Genomic DNA, 17,277 nt, shown 5'->3' on the forward strand with positions numbered 1-17,277 from the left:
AGCAGCGATTCGTCCCGCTCCCGGCCGCTGACGATTTAGCGACGGTTCACAGGTAACGCCCAGCCCAAAAAAACCGGTCAGAACCATCAGCACGGCTGTCCCAAGGTGAAATTTCCTCAATTCATCCAAGAGCTTCGAGCCCCTAGCGAATCACCCGGAACGACCCGCTATAGTGGTAATGACGATCCTGCGGCGGCGCGGGGATGTCTCCGCGGACTAAGAGACTCAGAACGGGGAAAGAACGATGCGTGAATTCTTGCTCGGAATGTGGTTAGCTATCGCTGTCGTTGCGGCCGGCCCGGCTGTTCGCTCCTTTGCCGACGAGTCGCCTGCGAAGGACGAGAAAGTCGTCGCGGCCGAGAAGTCCGCAAAGGGTGACGACAAATCCGCCGACGAAGCGAAAGACGCGGACAAAACCGAAGCATCCGACAAGGACAGCGACAAGGACGAGGCCGACGACAACGCCGCCAAGGACGAAGCGAAGGCCGAAGCCAAGAAATTGAAGGAGAAGAAAGAAGCCGCTAAGGCCGAAGCAAAGGCCGACGCGGACAAGAAAGCAGCAGCCGAGAAGAGCCCCGCCAAGGACGGTGAGAAGAAGGAAACGAAGGCGGCCGAGAAGAAGGTTCGCATCGCGTACATCATCATCGATGGCGCCCTGCCGGAGTCGCCCGGTGAGATGTCGCTCTTCGGCGATCTTGGCGTCGATCTTCGCAAGACCATGGCCCGGATTGAAAAGGCGGGGGACGACGAAGCAATCGCCGGCGTGATCCTGCAAATCGACGCCGCCCCGGGTCGCGGCAAGCTCAATGAACTTCGCAGCGCCATCAAGCGGGTTCAAGGCAAGGGGAAGAAGGTCTACGCCCTGCTCGAGTCGGCCATGGGCCCGCAGTACCAGCTCGCCTCGGCCTGCGATGAAATCATCCTCCCCGAGTCGGGCGAAGTCCTGCTACCGGGCATTCGGGCCGAGTTCTCGTTCTACAAGGACCTATTCGCGAAGGTTGGCGTCGAAGCCGACATGATGCACGTCGGCGACTTCAAAGGCGCCGCGGAACCCTACACTCGCGACAGCCTCAGCGAGCCGGTTCGCAAGAATATGACGGCGCTAATCGACGACCTGTACGATGAGATGTTGACCACCATCGCATCGGATCGCGACATCAAGATTGAGGATATTCGCAAGCTCGTTGATCAAGGCCTGCTGATGGCGGCCGAAGCCAAGGAAGCGGGCCTAGTCGATCGAATCGCGTATCCCGACCAGTTCCGCGATTCGCTGCAAAAAGAGTACAAGGCCGACAAGCTGGTCTACGTCGAGAACTACGCGAAGCAGAAAGTCGACACCGACTTCAGCGGCCCGATGGGAATGATGAAGCTCTTCCAGTCGATGATGGGCGAAGGGCGTTCTGGCAGCGGCGACAGTGCGCCGAAGATCGCCGTCGTCTACGCCGTCGGCCCGATCATGAGCGGCAAAAGCCAGAGCAGTCTCATGGGCGGGACGTCGATGGGCTCCACCACCATCGTTGAAGCGTTGCAAGAGGCCGCGAAGGACGAAACCGTCAAAGCGATCGTTCTCCGCGTCGACAGCCCCGGCGGATCGGCCCTCGCCAGCGACCTGATCTGGCGGCAGACGCAAGCCATCGAGAAGCCGATCATCGCCAGCATGGGCGATGTCGCCGCCAGCGGCGGATACTATATCTCCATGGGCGCCGACCGCATCTTTGCCGAACCCGGAACCGTCACCGGTTCGATCGGCGTCGTCGGCGGCAAGCTGGCGATGAAGGGCGTTTACGACAAGCTTGGCATCGACACCGAGTCGATCTCGCGCGGCGAGAACAGCGGCATCTTTTCGACGACCCACAAGTTCTCGGATTCGGAGCGGAAGGTCGTCGAACGCATGATGAAGGTGGTTTATCAGCAGTTCACCTCCAAGGCGGCCGAAGGTCGCAAGATGAAGCAGGAAGACCTCGAGAAGCTCGCCGGCGGTCAGGTTTACACCGGACGCGTGGCCAAGCGGCTCGGCCTGATCGACGAAGTCGGCACGCTGCGCGACTCGATCCAAGCTGCTAAGCGACAGGCTGGGCTCGATCCAGACAAGAAGGTTGAACTGATCGTTTTGCCGAAGCCGGAGAATCCGTTGGAGGCGCTCTTCGGCGGGAATATGGACGCCGAACGAGAAGCCGAGGCACGGATGGTTGCCGGCCTCGCGTCTTTCGCACCCGAGTTGCGCGGCGTCCTGCAGCATGCACTGCAGCTCCGGCAGGTGATGCGCGAACCAGTGGCTCTCATGATGCCGTATTGGTTCGAGATCAAGTAACTCCCTGAAGAGTCGGTTTTTTCGGACTCGGCATGGCAGCGCAGCAGCGGCAGGCGGTCGCGCACACTCAACGATGATCGTCAGCCTATGCGGCGTCTGCCCTTAAAGATCGGTGTGCGCCGCCGTATCACAGCGATGGCAGCGCTGCTGGCTTTACTGCTTGCATTCGATTCCGACAAGACTTTGCCGCCCGTTAAGTCGGGCGCTCAAGCGGCGGAGATCGTGCAACGGTCGACGCCCGCAGAAACCGCGGGCGCCTCGGCCGACGTCGAACGAGGCCGGACGCTGGCCGCCAAGTGGTGCGGCAACTGTCACTTAGCGCCCGAGCCCAGCGACCTCCCTCGCGATCGTTGGCCTTACATCATCAAATGGATGGGCAACTACCTCGGCCACCCGAATATAGACGATGACGTCAAGAACTTGATTTATCCGACGCTCGTCGCCACGAAGCCGTTCGTCACGGCCGAAGAATTGCGCGCCATCCAGGACTATTACATGTCGGCGGCGCCCGCGGAAACTGAACCGGCCTTTCCGCGAAATCAGCCGCTCCCCACTACAGCGCTTTTCTCGCCGCAACGGTGGCCCGGATACCTCAAGCCGGCGACGGCGTCTTTGGTCGCCATCGATGCGCCGCGACGACGCCTTTACGTCGGTACCGCCGATGATTCGATGCTCCGCATTTTTACCCAGGATGGGCTTCTGTATAAGCAAATTGGCTGCGACGAGAATCAAGCGGTGGAGGTTCGCCCAACCGCTGACGGGTTCGACTTAGCCCTGCTCGGCGACATCGGCATCGACCGCCATCGTGGCACAGTCCAAAAGATTGAAGGCTTCGGTCCGCAGGCAGGGCCGCTCCGCGCCTCGCGCATCGTGGCCGGTTTTCATCGAACCAGCGGCGCCGCTTGGGGCGACCTCGACCGGGATGGTCACGAGGACGTCGCTTTGGCTGGCTTCGGCGACTATGCCGACGGAGCGCTTTCATGGTTTGCCGTCAAGCCAAACGAGGAGCCGATTCGGCGCGACCTGCGCATCGGCTCGGGGGCCCTCGACGTCGTGGTGGACGACGTGGACCAGGACGGTGACTTGGACATCCTAAGCCTCATCGCTCAAGGGCACCAGGAAATGCTGTGGTTCGAGAATGACGGGACCGGACATTTCCAGTCGCGGCCACTTTGGAAGGAGCGGTCGGTTTACGGCTACAACTCGTTTCAATGGACCGATTTCAATGGGGACGGAAAGAAGGATCTTGTCGTCGCCAGCGGGAATAACATGGAGATGCCCGATCCTCCCATCAAGCCAGTGCACGGCGTGTACGTGTATCTGCAAACAGGTCCGATGGAGTTCACGAAAACGCACTTTCTGCGCATGGACGGCGCCGCCAAAGCATTAGCCAATGACTACGACAACGACGGCGACGTCGACGTCGCCGCAATTTCGGCTTATCCCGATTGGCGATCCGACGCGCCAGCCATGTTTGTATTGTTCACCAATGACGGAATGGGCGGATTCGCGCCCTCTACCATTCCGGCTTCCTTCTCCAGTCAAGCGATCACGATGGACGCGGGCGACCTCGATGGAGACGGCGACGTCGATCTAGCAATTGGCGGCGCCAGTTGGAAGCCGCTTCTTCCGGAACCTTGGCTAGCAGGCGCCGCCAAGCGAATTGAGGAGGTCCCGCCGGTTGTCGTCTTGTGGAACCAGTCCGTGCGCTAGGACCGCTGATCAAGGCAACGACGGCATGCATCCACGTGATCGGCAGCTTAATTTTCATTCAATTGCCAATAAGATGCGTTTGGAATCGAAGTGCTAGGCGTTACACGACGGATCGACGATAATGCCGGCCGTTGACGATGGACCGTCATCGTCGAGTTCCCCAGTTCACTCTCCCGTACCGGAGCGGAAAGATGGCAATCAAGCGTCCCTTCGAACGTCTGGTGGTCGGAATCGCCTTAATGGCCTCTGTTGAGTCCACCGCTTTGGCAGAGACTGCGCTGGACGAGCAAGCAGTCGTCGAGGTCGCAGCCACTGCGGATGAAGCCAACGATAAGGATGACGCGACAGGGGAGGAGCCGACCCATAAACAATCGGCGCTGATCAACATCAATGCGGAGGGTCTACCGCAGGCCAGCGTGCAATGCTTCTGCCTCCTCGGAGATGATCGGTTGCTGGCCGGTTGTTCCGGCGCCAAGAACGAGATTCGGGTCTTCGACGATCAGGGAACATACGTCGAATCTTTTGATCTCCCGGTGGCTCCGGAAGCCATCAACATCGCGCCCGATGGAACGATTCTAGCGGCCGGCGAAGGAGAACTGTTGCGTCTCTCCGCTGACGGGAAGGTTCTCGCCACAGCCGAGTCGCCGCATGCGGCGGCCATTCGAGACGCGAAGGAAGAAGTTCGCAAACAAACGATTGAGCAGCACCAAGAGCAGGCGAATATGCTGCCTCAGATGCTCGAGGCTTACGATTCCGCGATGAAAGAACTCGAGAAGCAGATTGCCCAGCTCGAAGAGCAAGGAGAGGATGGAAAGGATCAACTCCGAGCCTCCAAAGAGATGATGGAGTCTTACAAGCAGGCCAAGGAGCAGATGAAGGAGGAGTACGGCGACAACGCCAAAGAGTTGACCGAAGAGCAAGTTGAAGAGATGGTCACATCGGCGATTCAGTACAAGCTGAAGGTCGCCTCGATTAGCTCTGACGGCGAGGCGGTGTTCGTCGCCTGCGGCATGCCTGCCGGCTATGGATACGCGGTCTGGAAGTTGACTCCAGACTTCACTGACGGCAAGGAAATCGTGTCAGGGCTTAGCGGTTGCTGCGGCCAAATGGACGTCCAAGCGAATGCTGACGGCGTCTTTGTCGCTGAGAACTCCCGCAAGCGAGTCCGCCGGTTTGACCCCGAGGGAGAATCGGTATGCGATTGGGGCAAGGCGTCCGAGGGAATCGACGGCTTTGGCAGTTGTTGCAATCCGATGAATCTGGCCTTCGGAGCGAACGGCTCGGTCTACACGGCTGAAGATACGACTGGACGCATCAAGCGTTATTCGAACGACGGCAAGTTGCTCAGCGTCGTTGGAGCCGCCGACGTCGTCCCGGGCTGCAAGAAGGTTTCCATTGGCGTCGACTCGACGGGAGACCGGGTCTACATGCTCGATATCACCCGTAACAACGTGGCCGTGCTTTCACGGGTAAATCCAGACCCAAAAGAGCCGCTGGCGAACGCCACTTCCGCGAGCGGAAACTTCTTGTTGAAGCTCTTCGGGTTGGAATAGCTTCGTCCCACCGGCATACGATCATAGAGCGGCGGCACGACTGTCCCGTCAGGTCGTCGCTGCACTTTTCCATATAGTGCTAAGGAGGCCTGTCATGGGTCATTGCAGAATTCCAACCGTTGCCTGGGCGATGCTGGCTGCCCTATTTGCCGCGGCGCCGCTGCGAGCGCCTGCCGACGACGCCAAGTCCGCCGAGGGCCCCATTTCCATGCTCGTGATGGATCCGCTGGCTCTTCCCCTATCGTGTCCCTGCGTTGCGGGCTATGCCCAGCGAAAGTACGAAGTCCTTGGAGATTATCTCAGCAAGGAACTTGGCCGACCAGTCGAGATTACGTTCGCGGAGTCGATCAAGAACGCGCTCGACAAAGAGCACGTCGACGACATTCACTTGATCATTGGCAAAGACTCGGTCGTGCGTGCACAGAGCAAAAAGCACAAGTACGAACCGTCGCTGCTGGCTCGACTTGTCGGCAAAGATGGTAACGTGAACCAAACGGGACTCATTGTCGTGCGTTCTGCTGACCCGGCGAAGACGCTCTCTGAACTCAACGGTTATCGAATCTTATTCGGTCCGCCAGAGTGTGATGAGAAGTTCAGCGCCGCCCGCGAGTTGCTCGAGGAGGCGGGCGTTGACGTGCCCGCGGAGAAGGAGGCCGAGATCGCTTACGCCTGCAGCGACGGAGCCTGCATGATTATCGATTGGGGCGATAAGATTCACGGGGCGGCCGTAATTTCCAGTTACGCTGCTCCGCTACTTGAAGGTTGCGGCACGATCAAAAAGGGTGATTTGCGGGTGATTGGCGAAACGAAGCCCGTTCCCTTCGTCGCTGCATTCGCCACTAACTCCCTTGACAAGGAAGAGCAAAAGAAAGTGCAGGACGCTCTGCTGAAGGCCGGCAAAGCTCCCCGAATGCTGGCGGCGCTCGAAACAATGCTTGGCTTCGTGCCAGAAGACTTCAAACCAATCGTACCGGCGAAGCCCGTGATCAAAGCGGCCGAAAAGCCGACGGCCACGCAACCATCTTCCGGCGAAGCCAAAACATCCGCCGACGTCCGTTCGCCGACGATCCGGGCGTGGCCCGGGTGGCTCGGACCCGAGCGGAACGGCCGCGTTGAATGGCTGCCAGATTCGCTGCCCGCGAAGCTCGATATCGTCTGGTCTCGTCCCTTTCTTCGCCCCGGCATGGGCGGCCTCGCGGCCACCGACCGACATGTGTTCGTCGGCGACCGCGACGCCGCCAACCGGGCCGACGTCTTCCGCTGCCTCGATGCAACCAATGGCGAGGAGCGCTGGTCGATTACTCAACCAGCGCTGGGACAGCTCGACTACGACAATCTTCCCCGAGCCACGCCCCTCATCTACCAAGATAAGGTTCTCTTCTTCGGCGCCTTCGGCGACCTTGTTTGTGCGGAGATGGAAACTGGCCGCGTCGCGTGGCGAATGAACGTCCGCTTGAGGTTTCTAGCCCTCGACAAATTGCCTTGGGGGACATGCTCGTCGCCGCTCTTGGTAAATGATATGGTCGTTGTTAATCCCGGGGCTCCACGAGCGTCGATTGCCGCCGTGGACGCGGCGACAGGCGAAACTCGTTGGCAAACGCCGGGCGAGCCGCAAGGCTACGGCTCGTTAATTGCGGCGACATTGGGAGGCGTTCGACAAATCGTCGGTCATACGCAGTCGACGCTATGCGGCTGGAATGCGGAAACAGGTGTACGTCTTTGGTCGCTCAAACCGCGTACGGACGGTGATTTCAACGTGCCGACGCCCATCGTCATTGGCGACAAGTTGTTGGTCGCCACCGAGAATAACGGCGGTCGCCTCTACCGTTTTCGAGAAGGAGGTGAAATCGAACCCGAGCAGGTTGCCGTTAACACGAAGCTGAATCCGCAAATGAGCACGCCGATCGCCGTTGGTCGACGAGTGTTCTGCGTCAACCGCCGCTTAGATTGCTTCGACGCGGCCGACGACTTGAAAAACGTATGGACAGCTCGCGACCGCGCCTTCTGCGAGTTCGGGGCGGCCATCGCGACCGATTCTCGCGTTCTCGTGCAGGGACGTGGGGGCGAGCTAGTATTGATCGACGTTTCCGGGCCTGAACCGGCGATCGTCTCACGCAGTCTACTTACGACCGACAAGGTGGCAGCCGATGCAGAGCTGCTGACGTTTCCCGCCCTGGTAGGAAGTCGCTTGTTTCTCCGGAACGAAACGGCCGTAGTCTGCATTGAGCTTGGCGGCTGAAGGCGACGACACGAGCGTCAAGTATGCTCCGGGGGGAAGTCCAGCGGATGAAACAATTGCTTCGAGGGACGTCCATACCGCACGGACCATTACGACTTGTGGGATGGCAATACGAAAAAAACCGTATCGTGCGAACTAGGGCACTCTTCCATCCTCAACTCAACGTAATCCTAATGCCCCCGGCAGGAATCGAACCTGCGACCAACGGTTTAGGAAACCGCTGCTCTATCCCCTGAGCTACGAGGGCGGCACGCCCCTCAATGTAAAGAGTCGCCGCTCGCCTGGGTAGCGATGCTCCTTCAGGGCGAAGGGCAGCCCCTCAACGATGTCCAGCGAGCGTGCCAACGACGCCTTGAAGAGGGATAGCCATTATCCCTGGGGCGACTGAAGCATCTGCTTCAACCGTGCGAAATCGCGGCCGATCGCCTGCAAGTTCTCTTCGGCCGTCGCGCTCGGCAGATATTCAACATGCACTGAAATCGGCACGTTGAGATCGTCGCAGCGCAGCATCTCGAAGTAGGTCGGGTCGACGCGGCCCTCGCCGAAGGGTACGTCCTTGTCCTGGCGATCGTCCCAGACGAAGTCCTTCATGGAAAGCGCCCCGATGTGAGGTTTGATCAATTGGTAAAGTCGCGGCCATGAGCGCCCGGCCTCGACTGTCGCGTGTCGAATGTCGAATGCAGCGGCAAGCTCCTGGGGAGAAACGTTCTCGATGAGCTGATGGAGATCCCAGATCGTCGCGCCAACGTATTCCGGACCACAATGATTCTGCCATAGCCCGACGATGCCGAGTTGTCGATTTAATGCGGCCAGCTCCAACACTTGTGGGCGAATATCATTCAGCTGCGCAGAAATCGGACGTTCATCGTCGTAGTGAAACCATCCTAGGCGATAACGCTTGATGCCAAGCTTAGCGGCGACGGCAAGGAGCTTCTCGTTCGTCGCATTGTCTGCGCGGTTCACCTCGGTGGTTAGTATCGTCACCTCGAGGTTGCGCTTCGCGAGGGAGTCAACCAGCTTTGGTAACTCCTCTTCTGCACGCTCAGGCGCGATCCGCCCGCCGGTGCGCGCGGTGACTTCAACGCCGCTGAAGCCCAAATCGGCTAGCGAGTCGGCAAGTTCTTCATAACTCAGCTTTTGGAGGAATTTCTCAAAGGCGCAAAACTGCATCGGTCGGACGCTCGGAGCCGCAGCAAACCCGGCGCTCATCGGAGAATGTCCCATGCCGATGGCGGAACCGATGGCTCCAACGGCGGCCAGGAACTCGCGACGGCAGGGTTGTGTTACCGAACTGATGGACATCTCAACCTCCGCGTGCAAGGAGCGAGTCAGCAAGGGCAGCGCGACAGTGGGCAGTATACACTGCAATAGATGAAGTCGCTTGGAACGGGCAGGACGAGGCGATCGTGCATCGCAATTTCCGTGCGGCCGTTGTACCGCAACTGCTTATTGCTCTTTGACTGGATCGCGCTAAGCCGTCCGCGGTGGATTTCCTGGCGTACGCCGGCGCCGCGACCTATCGCGATTTCCGCTCGCGAGACGGTGATTGGCTCCTGAACCACGCAGTATTGGCGGGCCGAGTCGTCCGTCTTTCTATCCTTCGCTAGCGATCGTGCGTTTCTTCTCGCGCCGGGCGCGCCAATACTCAAATGCCGCCGGCAGCAACGAGATGAACACGATGGCGATGATAATCAGCGAGAAATTCTCCTTGACGACCGTCAAGCCGCCAAACAAATATCCTGCGTAGACGCCGATGACGACCCAAGCGATCGCTCCCACGACGTTGTACAGCGCGAACTGTCGGTAGCTCATCTGGCCCACGCCGGCGATGAACGGAGCAAACGTTCGCACAATCGGCACGAAGCGCGCGATGATGATCGTCTTGCCGCCATACCGCTCGTAAAACGCGCGAGTCTTCTCCAAATGTGATCGCTTGAACAACCGCGAATCTTCTTTCTTGAAGACCGCGGGCCCGATGTAGCGGCCGATCTGGTAATTGACGGCGTCGCCTAGCACTGCGGCAATGGTCAGCAGCACCACGAGCAAATGAGGATTGAGCGAGCCCAAGGCCGCGATCGCCCCCGCGGCAAACAACAGCGAATCTCCCGGCAAGATCGGAGTGACGACCAGTCCCGTCTCGCAGAAGACAATGAGGACGAGGACCAGGTATGTCCACGTCCCGTATTCCTTCACCAACTCGCCGAGGTGTTTGTCGAGATGGAGGAAGAGATCAACGAAGTGGGAGAGATATTCCATGAAACGGCAGACGTCTGAGTCGAGGAAAGAATACGTCGGGCTTTCAAGAATAGCTTAGACCCCGCCGGCGGGCGACGTTCGGGTTCTTCCCAAAGCCGCCGTTTCGGCGAATTGTGCGAGTTTCCAACAGCTGGACGCCGTCTAAGCCGCTTTCTCGTCGGCGGGAAGCACATCGACGTTGACGCCCATGCTGTGTTCGCCGCCGCCGACAAAGACGCCCTGGATGGGGCAGACGTCGCTGTAGTCGCGACCCCATGCAATGGTGATGTGAGCGTCGCCAATCAAGGCGTTGTTCGTGGGATCAAAGTCGACCCAACCAAGGGGGCCGCAATGGACTGACGCCCAGGCGTGCGACGCGTCGGCGCCAATCATCCGCGGTTTTCCCGGGGGCGGAATCGTGCGGAGGTAGCCGCTCACATAGCGACTCGGAAGCCCCATGGACCGCGCGCAGCCGATCGCCAAATGCGCAAAATCTTGGCAAACGCCGCGACGCAGCCGCAATAGTTCCTCCAGCGGCGTATGCACCGTCGTCGCCTTGGCGTCGAACTGGAAATCGCGATGGATCCTGGCGGTCAGATCGACGATCGCTTCTAGAATTGGCCTACCAGCTGGGAAGCTAGGGGACGCATAGTCTCGCAACTGGGCCGAAGGCCTCACGCGAGGCGAGCGGAGCGTCAATTGGTAGATAGAGAGGTCCGCGCTCGTTGCCCCAGTGATCGACTGTCGCGCCGCGACTTCCCAGGTGAGCGACTCGCTGGGCGTGAGCTGCGGCGTTGGCAAGACTTGGACGACGCTTCGCGCCGTCACCTCCAGCCCGTTGTGCGACCCTTCGATCGAAAAGTAGTCGACGATATTGCCGAACCAATCAGTACGACTCGTCATGAACGCCGGCTCAGGCACGATCTGCAGTCGGTACTCAGCGCACACCTGGCGCTTCGAGGCGCGCGGCGCCAAGTGGAGCATGTTGTGACAGACGGGCGCGGCTTCCGCGTATGCGTACCAGGTTCGGTGCTTGATTGTGTACTTCATCATGAAGCGTCGCTAGTTGTTCGCTAGTCTCTGCGCCGAGCCGCTGTGGAAGAAGTACCGATGAGACACAGCGTCCGAAAGCTTCGGCAACGTCGTATCGATGGTCGTCAATAACGAATCTAGCGGCTCCTCGTCGCCTGATTCGTACGCCCGGGCGATCGCCAGCGGATCGGAGCGCCGAATAAGGTGCAGCAGCGAAGCGGCGAGTCGCTCCTCCGTGACTTGGCCAGGGACGACGGACTCCCGCGGCAATTGCGCCGCGTGCGAAGTACATTCTACCAACTGAAATGCCATCGATCGTGGATTTGTTTCGTCTGTCATTAGCAGATCGAGTACCGCCCCCAACTGGAACCGCGAGTAATACCGCGACCGGTACGTCATTAAGCTGTCGGAGACTTCCAGCAGCGATTCAAGTGCGGCCGGATCGCTGCCGCCGCCCTCGGCGACGACGGAGCGAATCAACTGCGACGCTTGCAGCGTGCGCTCCAATCGCCGGCCAAAGTCGAGGAAGCGCCATGCGTGGGTACGAGTCATTCCTTCGGCGAATTGGCCGGTAAGCGCCGCCAGGCTTGCCAGCAGGCCGTCTACCTTCACGAGCATATCGAGAAGACCGTCGTCCGACTTCACTGGCTGAAACTCGTCGTTGAGTTCGCGAATGATTCGCCAGGTGTCGAGTGAAATGAGGTCCCGCACCGTGGCTGCCAATTGGGCGAGATTTGCCACGGTCGAGCGCAGCGTGCCGGGCGTCTTATCATCGAAAACCGCCGCTGGCAGGAGCTTTTCCAGGGCCGGCATCTGCACCTTGATCTCTTCGACGACGTAACCAGGCTCGATCTGTCCTAATTCAGCAAGCACGCGGATCAGTAGTTGAAGCTCCGGGATTCGCTCTGCATCCTGTTCGCTTGTCAAGCGCAGAGCAACGGCGCGAATCAACTTGCCGAGCGACTCGGCGCGCACCGACTGACGTCCCAGCCAAAAGAAATGCTCCGCCGCGCGGCTGGGCAAATCAACGCCGCCGCGCCGTAGCGCCAGCGGTTCGTCGGGCGCCGAGAGCAATGTGACCGAACTGACGGGACCCTCGGCCAAGACCCAAGTGTCTTTACTCCGCTCGCCTTCCAGAAGCGACACGTCGAGCGGACCGAGCGCGGCGCTGACCCGCGCCAACCCGCCCGGCATCACCTCGTAGCTATCCGCGGTCGAAACGGCGAACGCCCGCAGGGAAATGTAGGAATGCGTGACGTCGTTCCCCGACCAGACCGGCGCGGTGGAGCGGCGGACCCGTTCCTGAGCGACGTACGCTGCGGGATTCGCCTCGATCATCGCCGTCAATTCGCTGCGGCTCAGTTCCAACAACCGGGAGTCGTTGACGCCCCGCCGACGATAGGCCGGGCGAATCGCCAACTCAGAGATACGGCTCAGCACATAGCGCTTGCTCTTGGGATCTCCGCACCACCAGGTGGCGACGTTAGGCATCAACAACGGCTCGCTGAGCAACGTCTCGGATAGTTGCGGCAAGAACGCCATAAACAGCGGCGACTCTAGCAGTCCGCTTCCGAGGCCGTTCGCCACCGCGGCGTTGTTGCTCCGCAGGCATTGCAACAGTCCAGCGACTCCCATCGACGACGCATCGGAAAGTTCCAGCGGATCGCAGTTTTCGCTGTTCGGCCGTCGCAACAGCACGTCGACCGGCGACAGGCCGCCGAGGGTCTTCAAGTAGAGTCGATTGCGCCTTACGGCAAGGTCCCCCGCCTCGGCAAGGGTATAACCCAGGTAACGCGCGAGGAAAGCGTCTTCAAAGTAGTTTGCACTTCCCGCCAGCTGGCTTAGCCACACGATGCGTGCCCGCTCTCGGTCGGGCGCCAGACGGGCTAGATGTTCTTGAACGGAGATAAAATAGGGCGCGAGCCTCTCGACGCGGCATTCATGGATCACGTCGGGCAGCATCCGCGACATGGCGATGCGGTTCTGCAAGGCGAAGCCGGCGCCAGAAGGCGATTCGCAGCGATCGTCGAGCACCCACCAACGTCCCTCGGGTGAACGAGCGACGTCGGCGCCGTAAACGTGGAGGATGCGCTGCGGCGAAACTTCCGGCCGGCAGTAGGGCAGCAGGAACCCCGGATGACGAAACACAGCTTCCGCGGGAATGTGACCTGACTTGATAAGCTGCTGCGGGCCGTAGAGATCCTGCAGGACGAGGTCGAGGAGCGTCGCGCGCTGGCGCAGCGCCGCGGCGACGCCGCGCCACTCGGCCGCCTCGATTACCAACGGAAAGGCGTCAAGCTCCCAAGGGTGGCTTCTGGCGTGCGGGGCCTTCGGATCGGGGTAGGCCAAGCTGTTCTGCTGAAGCAATCGCTGAGCCTGTTCCCAACGGCGGCCAAACTCTGCGCGCGTTAACCCTTCCGTGGCTTCGATAAACTGCCGCCACGCAGGCCGCAATTCGCCCGGAGCGGAGAAGACTTCGTCGTACGACCCGCCCGCGCCTGCATAACCGCTGAACAGAGTGGCGTCCACGCGTAGATCTGAGCCAGGCAATGGAAGTGTCCCGCCGCGGTCGAGGTCTCAACTGGTGATTATCGGTTTCGGCGTAGATCGAGCGTTAATGGAAAATCGGGGTTCGGCTCATCTCGCGGCGGCACGATCGGTCCGCCGCGATGCCCCATCTTGAAAAAGCGTGCATAACGGCGACTTTCAGCCTCGAAGGCGTTGATCGGGAACAACTCGGGATTGAGACCCCCCGGATGTCCGACGTGGTAGGTACACCCGCCCAGCGAACGGTTCATCCAACCGTCGACCAAATCAAAGGCCAATGGGGCATCGATCGGGATCGTCGGATGAAGACAACTTGGCGGTTGCCAGGCGCGATAACGCACGCCCGCGACGTACTCTCCTTCCGTTCCCGTTGGGTGGAGCGGCACCTTGCGACCGTTGCACGTCATGTAATGGCGCGTGTCGGTCATGCCCTGGACCAACACCTGCAACCGCTCCAGCGATGAATCGACGTAGCGCGAGGTCCCGGTCCCGGTCGCCTCTTCGCCAAGGACGTACCACGGTTCGATGGCTTTGCGCAGCTCGATCCTCATGCCGGCCTGAGAGAATTCTCCCATCCGCGGAAAGCGAAACTCGAAGTGGGCCTCGAACCATGCCTTGTCCATGGCGTAGCCTGCTTGGCGAATCTCTTCGACGACGTCGTTGAAATCTTGCCGCACGAACTGCGGCAGCATGAAGCGATCATGCAACGACGTATCCCAATCGACTAACGTTGCGCTGTACGGCTTCTCCCAGAAGCGAGCGACGAGGCACCGCAATAGTAACTGTTGCGCCATACTCATGCGCCAGTGGGGCGGCATCTCGAACGCGCGGAATTCGACAAGGCCGAGTCGCCCCGTCGAACTGTCCGGCGAGAACAACTTGTCGATGCAAAACTCCGCGCGGTGCGTGTTGCCGGTGCCGTCGACCAGTAGATTGCGGAAGACGCGATCGACCATCCACGACGGGTAATTCCCTCGGTCGCGAATTTGCTCCATGGCAATCTGCAATTCGTACCGTGCATCGCGGCGGCCTTCGTCGACGCGCGGCGCCTGGCTCGTCGGGCCAATAAAGCTGCCCGAGAAGAGGTACGAAAGCGATGGGTGATTATGCCAATAGGCGAGCAGGCTCCGCAGCACGTCGGGGCGTCGCAGAAACGGGCTGTCCGCTGGCGTCGCCCCGCCAAGGACGACGTGGTTGCCGCCGCCGGTGCCGGTATGCGTGCCGTCGAGATCGAATTTCTCCGTTCCTAGCCGCGAATAGCGGGCGTCTTCGTAAACGCCCGAGGTGATCGCGACGAGCTCGTCCCAACTCTCGGCCGGGTGGACGTTCACTTCGATGACGCCGGGATCAGGCGTCACTTTGAAGTGGTTGATCCGGTGATCGTGCGGCGGCTCGTATCCTTCAATGACCACCGGCGTCCTGAATTGGGTCGCCGTTTCTTCAATGGCCGTGACGAGCTCCAGGTAATCTTCAAGCCGATCGAGCGGCGGCATGAAGAGGTGGATCACGCCGTCGCGCGGCTCGACGCAGAGGGCCGTCCGCACCATCCAGGCGGGGTCAGTCTGCTGCCCGCGGACGACGGCGCCGCCGCGCTGGCCAGCGAAGTCGTTGTTCCCGTTCTGCAGCCAGGGGGCGTGCGGTCCGCGGCCAGGTTCATGGCCGTTGCCTTCATGCACCCCGCCGTTGCCGGAAAAACCTTCGACAATCTGACCAGAGTAGTCGCCGAAGTAGGCGCCTTCCGGGCCCGTACCCCAACCGCCGCCGCCGCTCCATGCTGGCTGCAGCGTCTGAGCGCCGACGGCGCTTCGCGCCGCGATATTGTCGCGCATGCGCTGATACTGCGGCAATGGCTGTCGATCGGCGAACGGCTCCATCGCGTACCCGTACGATTCGATTGCTGGCCGTTTCGCCCACAGCAGCGACTGAATCGGCAAACGAAAGCCCATCGGCGAATCGCCCGGCAGCAAGAACATCTCGTCGCTGCGGACAACCCACTCGCCGCTTTCCCAGTACGGATCGTCCGCCCACCAGACGCGGCGAATCGGCAGCGCACAGCCGACCGGCGACGTGATGCCTTGCTCAAAGACTTTGGCCATCCGCGCGCGGTCTTCGGCATTCTCCAGTTTTGAATCCCGCAGCGTGACGTTTGCCGGCAGCCGGCGCTCTTTCCAAGCGTAGTACAGGACATCCTCAAAACCGTCGATCACATGCTCCGGCTTCACGCCCAAACGTTCGGCCAATGATTGCCCAAAGCGGCGGGCATCGTCGACCGTCTGCTCACCCTTCTTCGTCGGATCGGCGAAGAGCGACTCATCCCCCCAGATCGGTTGGCCGTCGCGACGCCAGTAGCACTTCAGCGACCAGCGCGGGAGCGGTTCGCCCGGATACCATTTGCCTTGACCCAGGTGGAGCAGCCCCCCTGGCGCGAAACGGTGCTTCATGCGCGTCAACAGGTCGCCCGCCAGCCGCCGTTTGTTCGGTCCCATTGCGGCCGTTTTCCACTCGGCGCCTTCCATGTCGTCGATCGACACGAACGTCGGCTCGCCCCCCATCGTCAGCCGCACGTCGCCGGCCGCGAGATGGCGATCAACTTCTTGACCGAGCGCGTTGACCGCGACCCATTCTTCATCGCTATACGGCTTCGTAACGCGCGGATCTTCGTGGATCCGCGTGATTTCCATGTGGAACTTAAACTCGCTCGCCGCCGCGGTTGCAGAGAAAGAGATGGGCGCCGCGCCAACCGGATCGGGCGTGCAGGCGAGCGGTATATGACCTTCGCCGCACATCAACCCCGAGGTCGGGTCGAGGCCGATCCAACCGGCGCCCGGCAAAAAGACCTCAGTCCAGGCGTGCAGATCGGTGAAGTCATGCTCGGCCCCGCTGGGGCCGTCGAGCGACTTTACGTCAGGAGTCAATTGAATCAGGTAGCCCGAGACGAATCGCGCGGCCAGTCCCGAACGCCGCAAAATGTTTACCAGCAGCCATGCTGTGTCGCGGCACGAGCCGCTGCGCTTCTGCAACGTCTCGTCGCACGTCTGCACGCCCGGCTCCATGCGGATCGTGTAGCTGATGTCGCGCTGCAGTTGACTGTTGAGTTCGACCAGGAAGTCGATCGTTCGGCGCTTGCGGCGATCGATCTTCCGCACGTACTCCGCCAGCGGCGAGCCCTCCATCGCAGGCGCCACATGCAGGAAGGGCATCAGGTCCTTCAGCATGTCGGGGCCGTACGAGAATGGAAACTCCGTCGCGTCGTCTTCCAGAAAGAAGTCGAAAGGATTGATGACCGTCATCTCGGCGGTCAGCGCCACCTCGACCGAAACATGGTTCGCTGGCTTGGGGTGGACGATACGGGCTTGGAAGTTCCCGTACGGGTCCTGCTGCCAATTGAGAAAGTGACCTGCTGGTTCGATCCACAGCGAGTACGCCGTGATCGGCGTCCGGCAGTGGGGGGCGGGCCGCAGCCGCACCACCTGGGGGCCGAACTCAACCAGTTCGTCGTAGCGGTACTCGGTGCGGTGATGGAGAGCGACTCGAATCGGCATGGTGGCCAGCGGGGTCGGAGGCGGCAATGGGGGGAGTGCTGTCGACAGGTGCGGCCAGCGGGCGCCGCGATGTCCTGCCTGGGGGGCCGCCTAAAGCCCGCAGTC

The 17,277-nt window shown here is 60.7% G+C and carries 9 protein-coding genes and 1 tRNA gene; 4 read left to right on the plus strand and 6 right to left on the minus strand.

Annotation, left to right across the window (positions count from 1 at the left end; all coding sequences use genetic code 11):
- Positions 1-244: 244 nt before the first annotated feature.
- The 4 genes from sppA (at position 245) to I41_RS08510 (ending at position 7,816) form a co-directional block, all read left to right on the plus strand.
- Positions 245-2,311 (plus strand): signal peptide peptidase SppA, encoded by a 2,067-nt coding sequence (gene sppA / locus I41_RS08495; RefSeq protein ID WP_145432140.1) that lies wholly within the window; start codon positions 245-247, stop codon positions 2,309-2,311.
- Positions 2,312-2,446: 135 nt separating this feature from the next.
- On the plus strand, positions 2,447-4,024 hold the full coding sequence (locus tag I41_RS08500; RefSeq protein ID WP_168206768.1) for an FG-GAP repeat domain-containing protein: 1,578 nt from the start codon (positions 2,447-2,449) through the stop codon (positions 4,022-4,024).
- A 263-nt stretch (positions 4,025-4,287) separates the two neighbouring features.
- Positions 4,288-5,577 carry a hypothetical protein gene (locus I41_RS08505; RefSeq protein ID WP_145432142.1) on the plus strand — a complete coding sequence of 430 codons (1,290 nt, stop codon included), beginning with the start codon at positions 4,288-4,290 and terminating at the stop codon, positions 5,575-5,577.
- 94 nt (positions 5,578-5,671) lie between these two features.
- On the plus strand, positions 5,672-7,816 hold the full coding sequence (locus tag I41_RS08510; RefSeq protein WP_145432143.1) for a PhnD/SsuA/transferrin family substrate-binding protein: 2,145 nt from the start codon (positions 5,672-5,674) through the stop codon (positions 7,814-7,816).
- A 174-nt stretch (positions 7,817-7,990) separates the two neighbouring features.
- Here the strand turns inward: I41_RS08510 and I41_RS08515 are convergent.
- The 6 genes from I41_RS08515 to I41_RS08540 form a co-directional block, all read right to left on the minus strand.
- Positions 7,991-8,063, minus strand: a tRNA-Arg gene (locus I41_RS08515).
- A gap of 122 nt (positions 8,064-8,185) precedes the next feature.
- Entirely contained in the window at positions 8,186-9,118 is a 933-nt protein-coding gene (locus I41_RS08520; protein WP_145432144.1) for a sugar phosphate isomerase/epimerase family protein, read from the minus strand.
- 291 nt (positions 9,119-9,409) lie between these two features.
- Positions 9,410-10,072: a DedA family protein gene (locus I41_RS08525; protein ID WP_145432145.1), complete on the minus strand. Its 663-nt coding sequence runs from the start codon at positions 10,070-10,072 to the stop codon at positions 9,410-9,412.
- Positions 10,073-10,213: 141 nt separating this feature from the next.
- Positions 10,214-11,104, minus strand: a complete 891-nt coding sequence (locus tag I41_RS08530; RefSeq protein ID WP_210421129.1) for a transglutaminase family protein — start codon at positions 11,102-11,104, stop codon at positions 10,214-10,216.
- A 9-nt stretch (positions 11,105-11,113) separates the two neighbouring features.
- Positions 11,114-13,612 carry a circularly permuted type 2 ATP-grasp protein gene (locus I41_RS08535; RefSeq protein ID WP_210421130.1) on the minus strand — a complete coding sequence of 833 codons (2,499 nt, stop codon included), beginning with the start codon at positions 13,610-13,612 and terminating at the stop codon, positions 11,114-11,116.
- A gap of 59 nt (positions 13,613-13,671) precedes the next feature.
- Positions 13,672-17,172 carry a transglutaminase family protein gene (locus tag I41_RS08540; protein ID WP_145432147.1) on the minus strand — a complete coding sequence of 1,167 codons (3,501 nt, stop codon included), beginning with the start codon at positions 17,170-17,172 and terminating at the stop codon, positions 13,672-13,674.
- Positions 17,173-17,277 lie beyond the last annotated feature (105 nt).

It is taken from the genome of Lacipirellula limnantheis, from assembly GCF_007746075.1.
In the GTDB taxonomy this organism is placed as follows: domain Bacteria; phylum Planctomycetota; class Planctomycetia; order Pirellulales; family Lacipirellulaceae; genus Lacipirellula; species Lacipirellula limnantheis.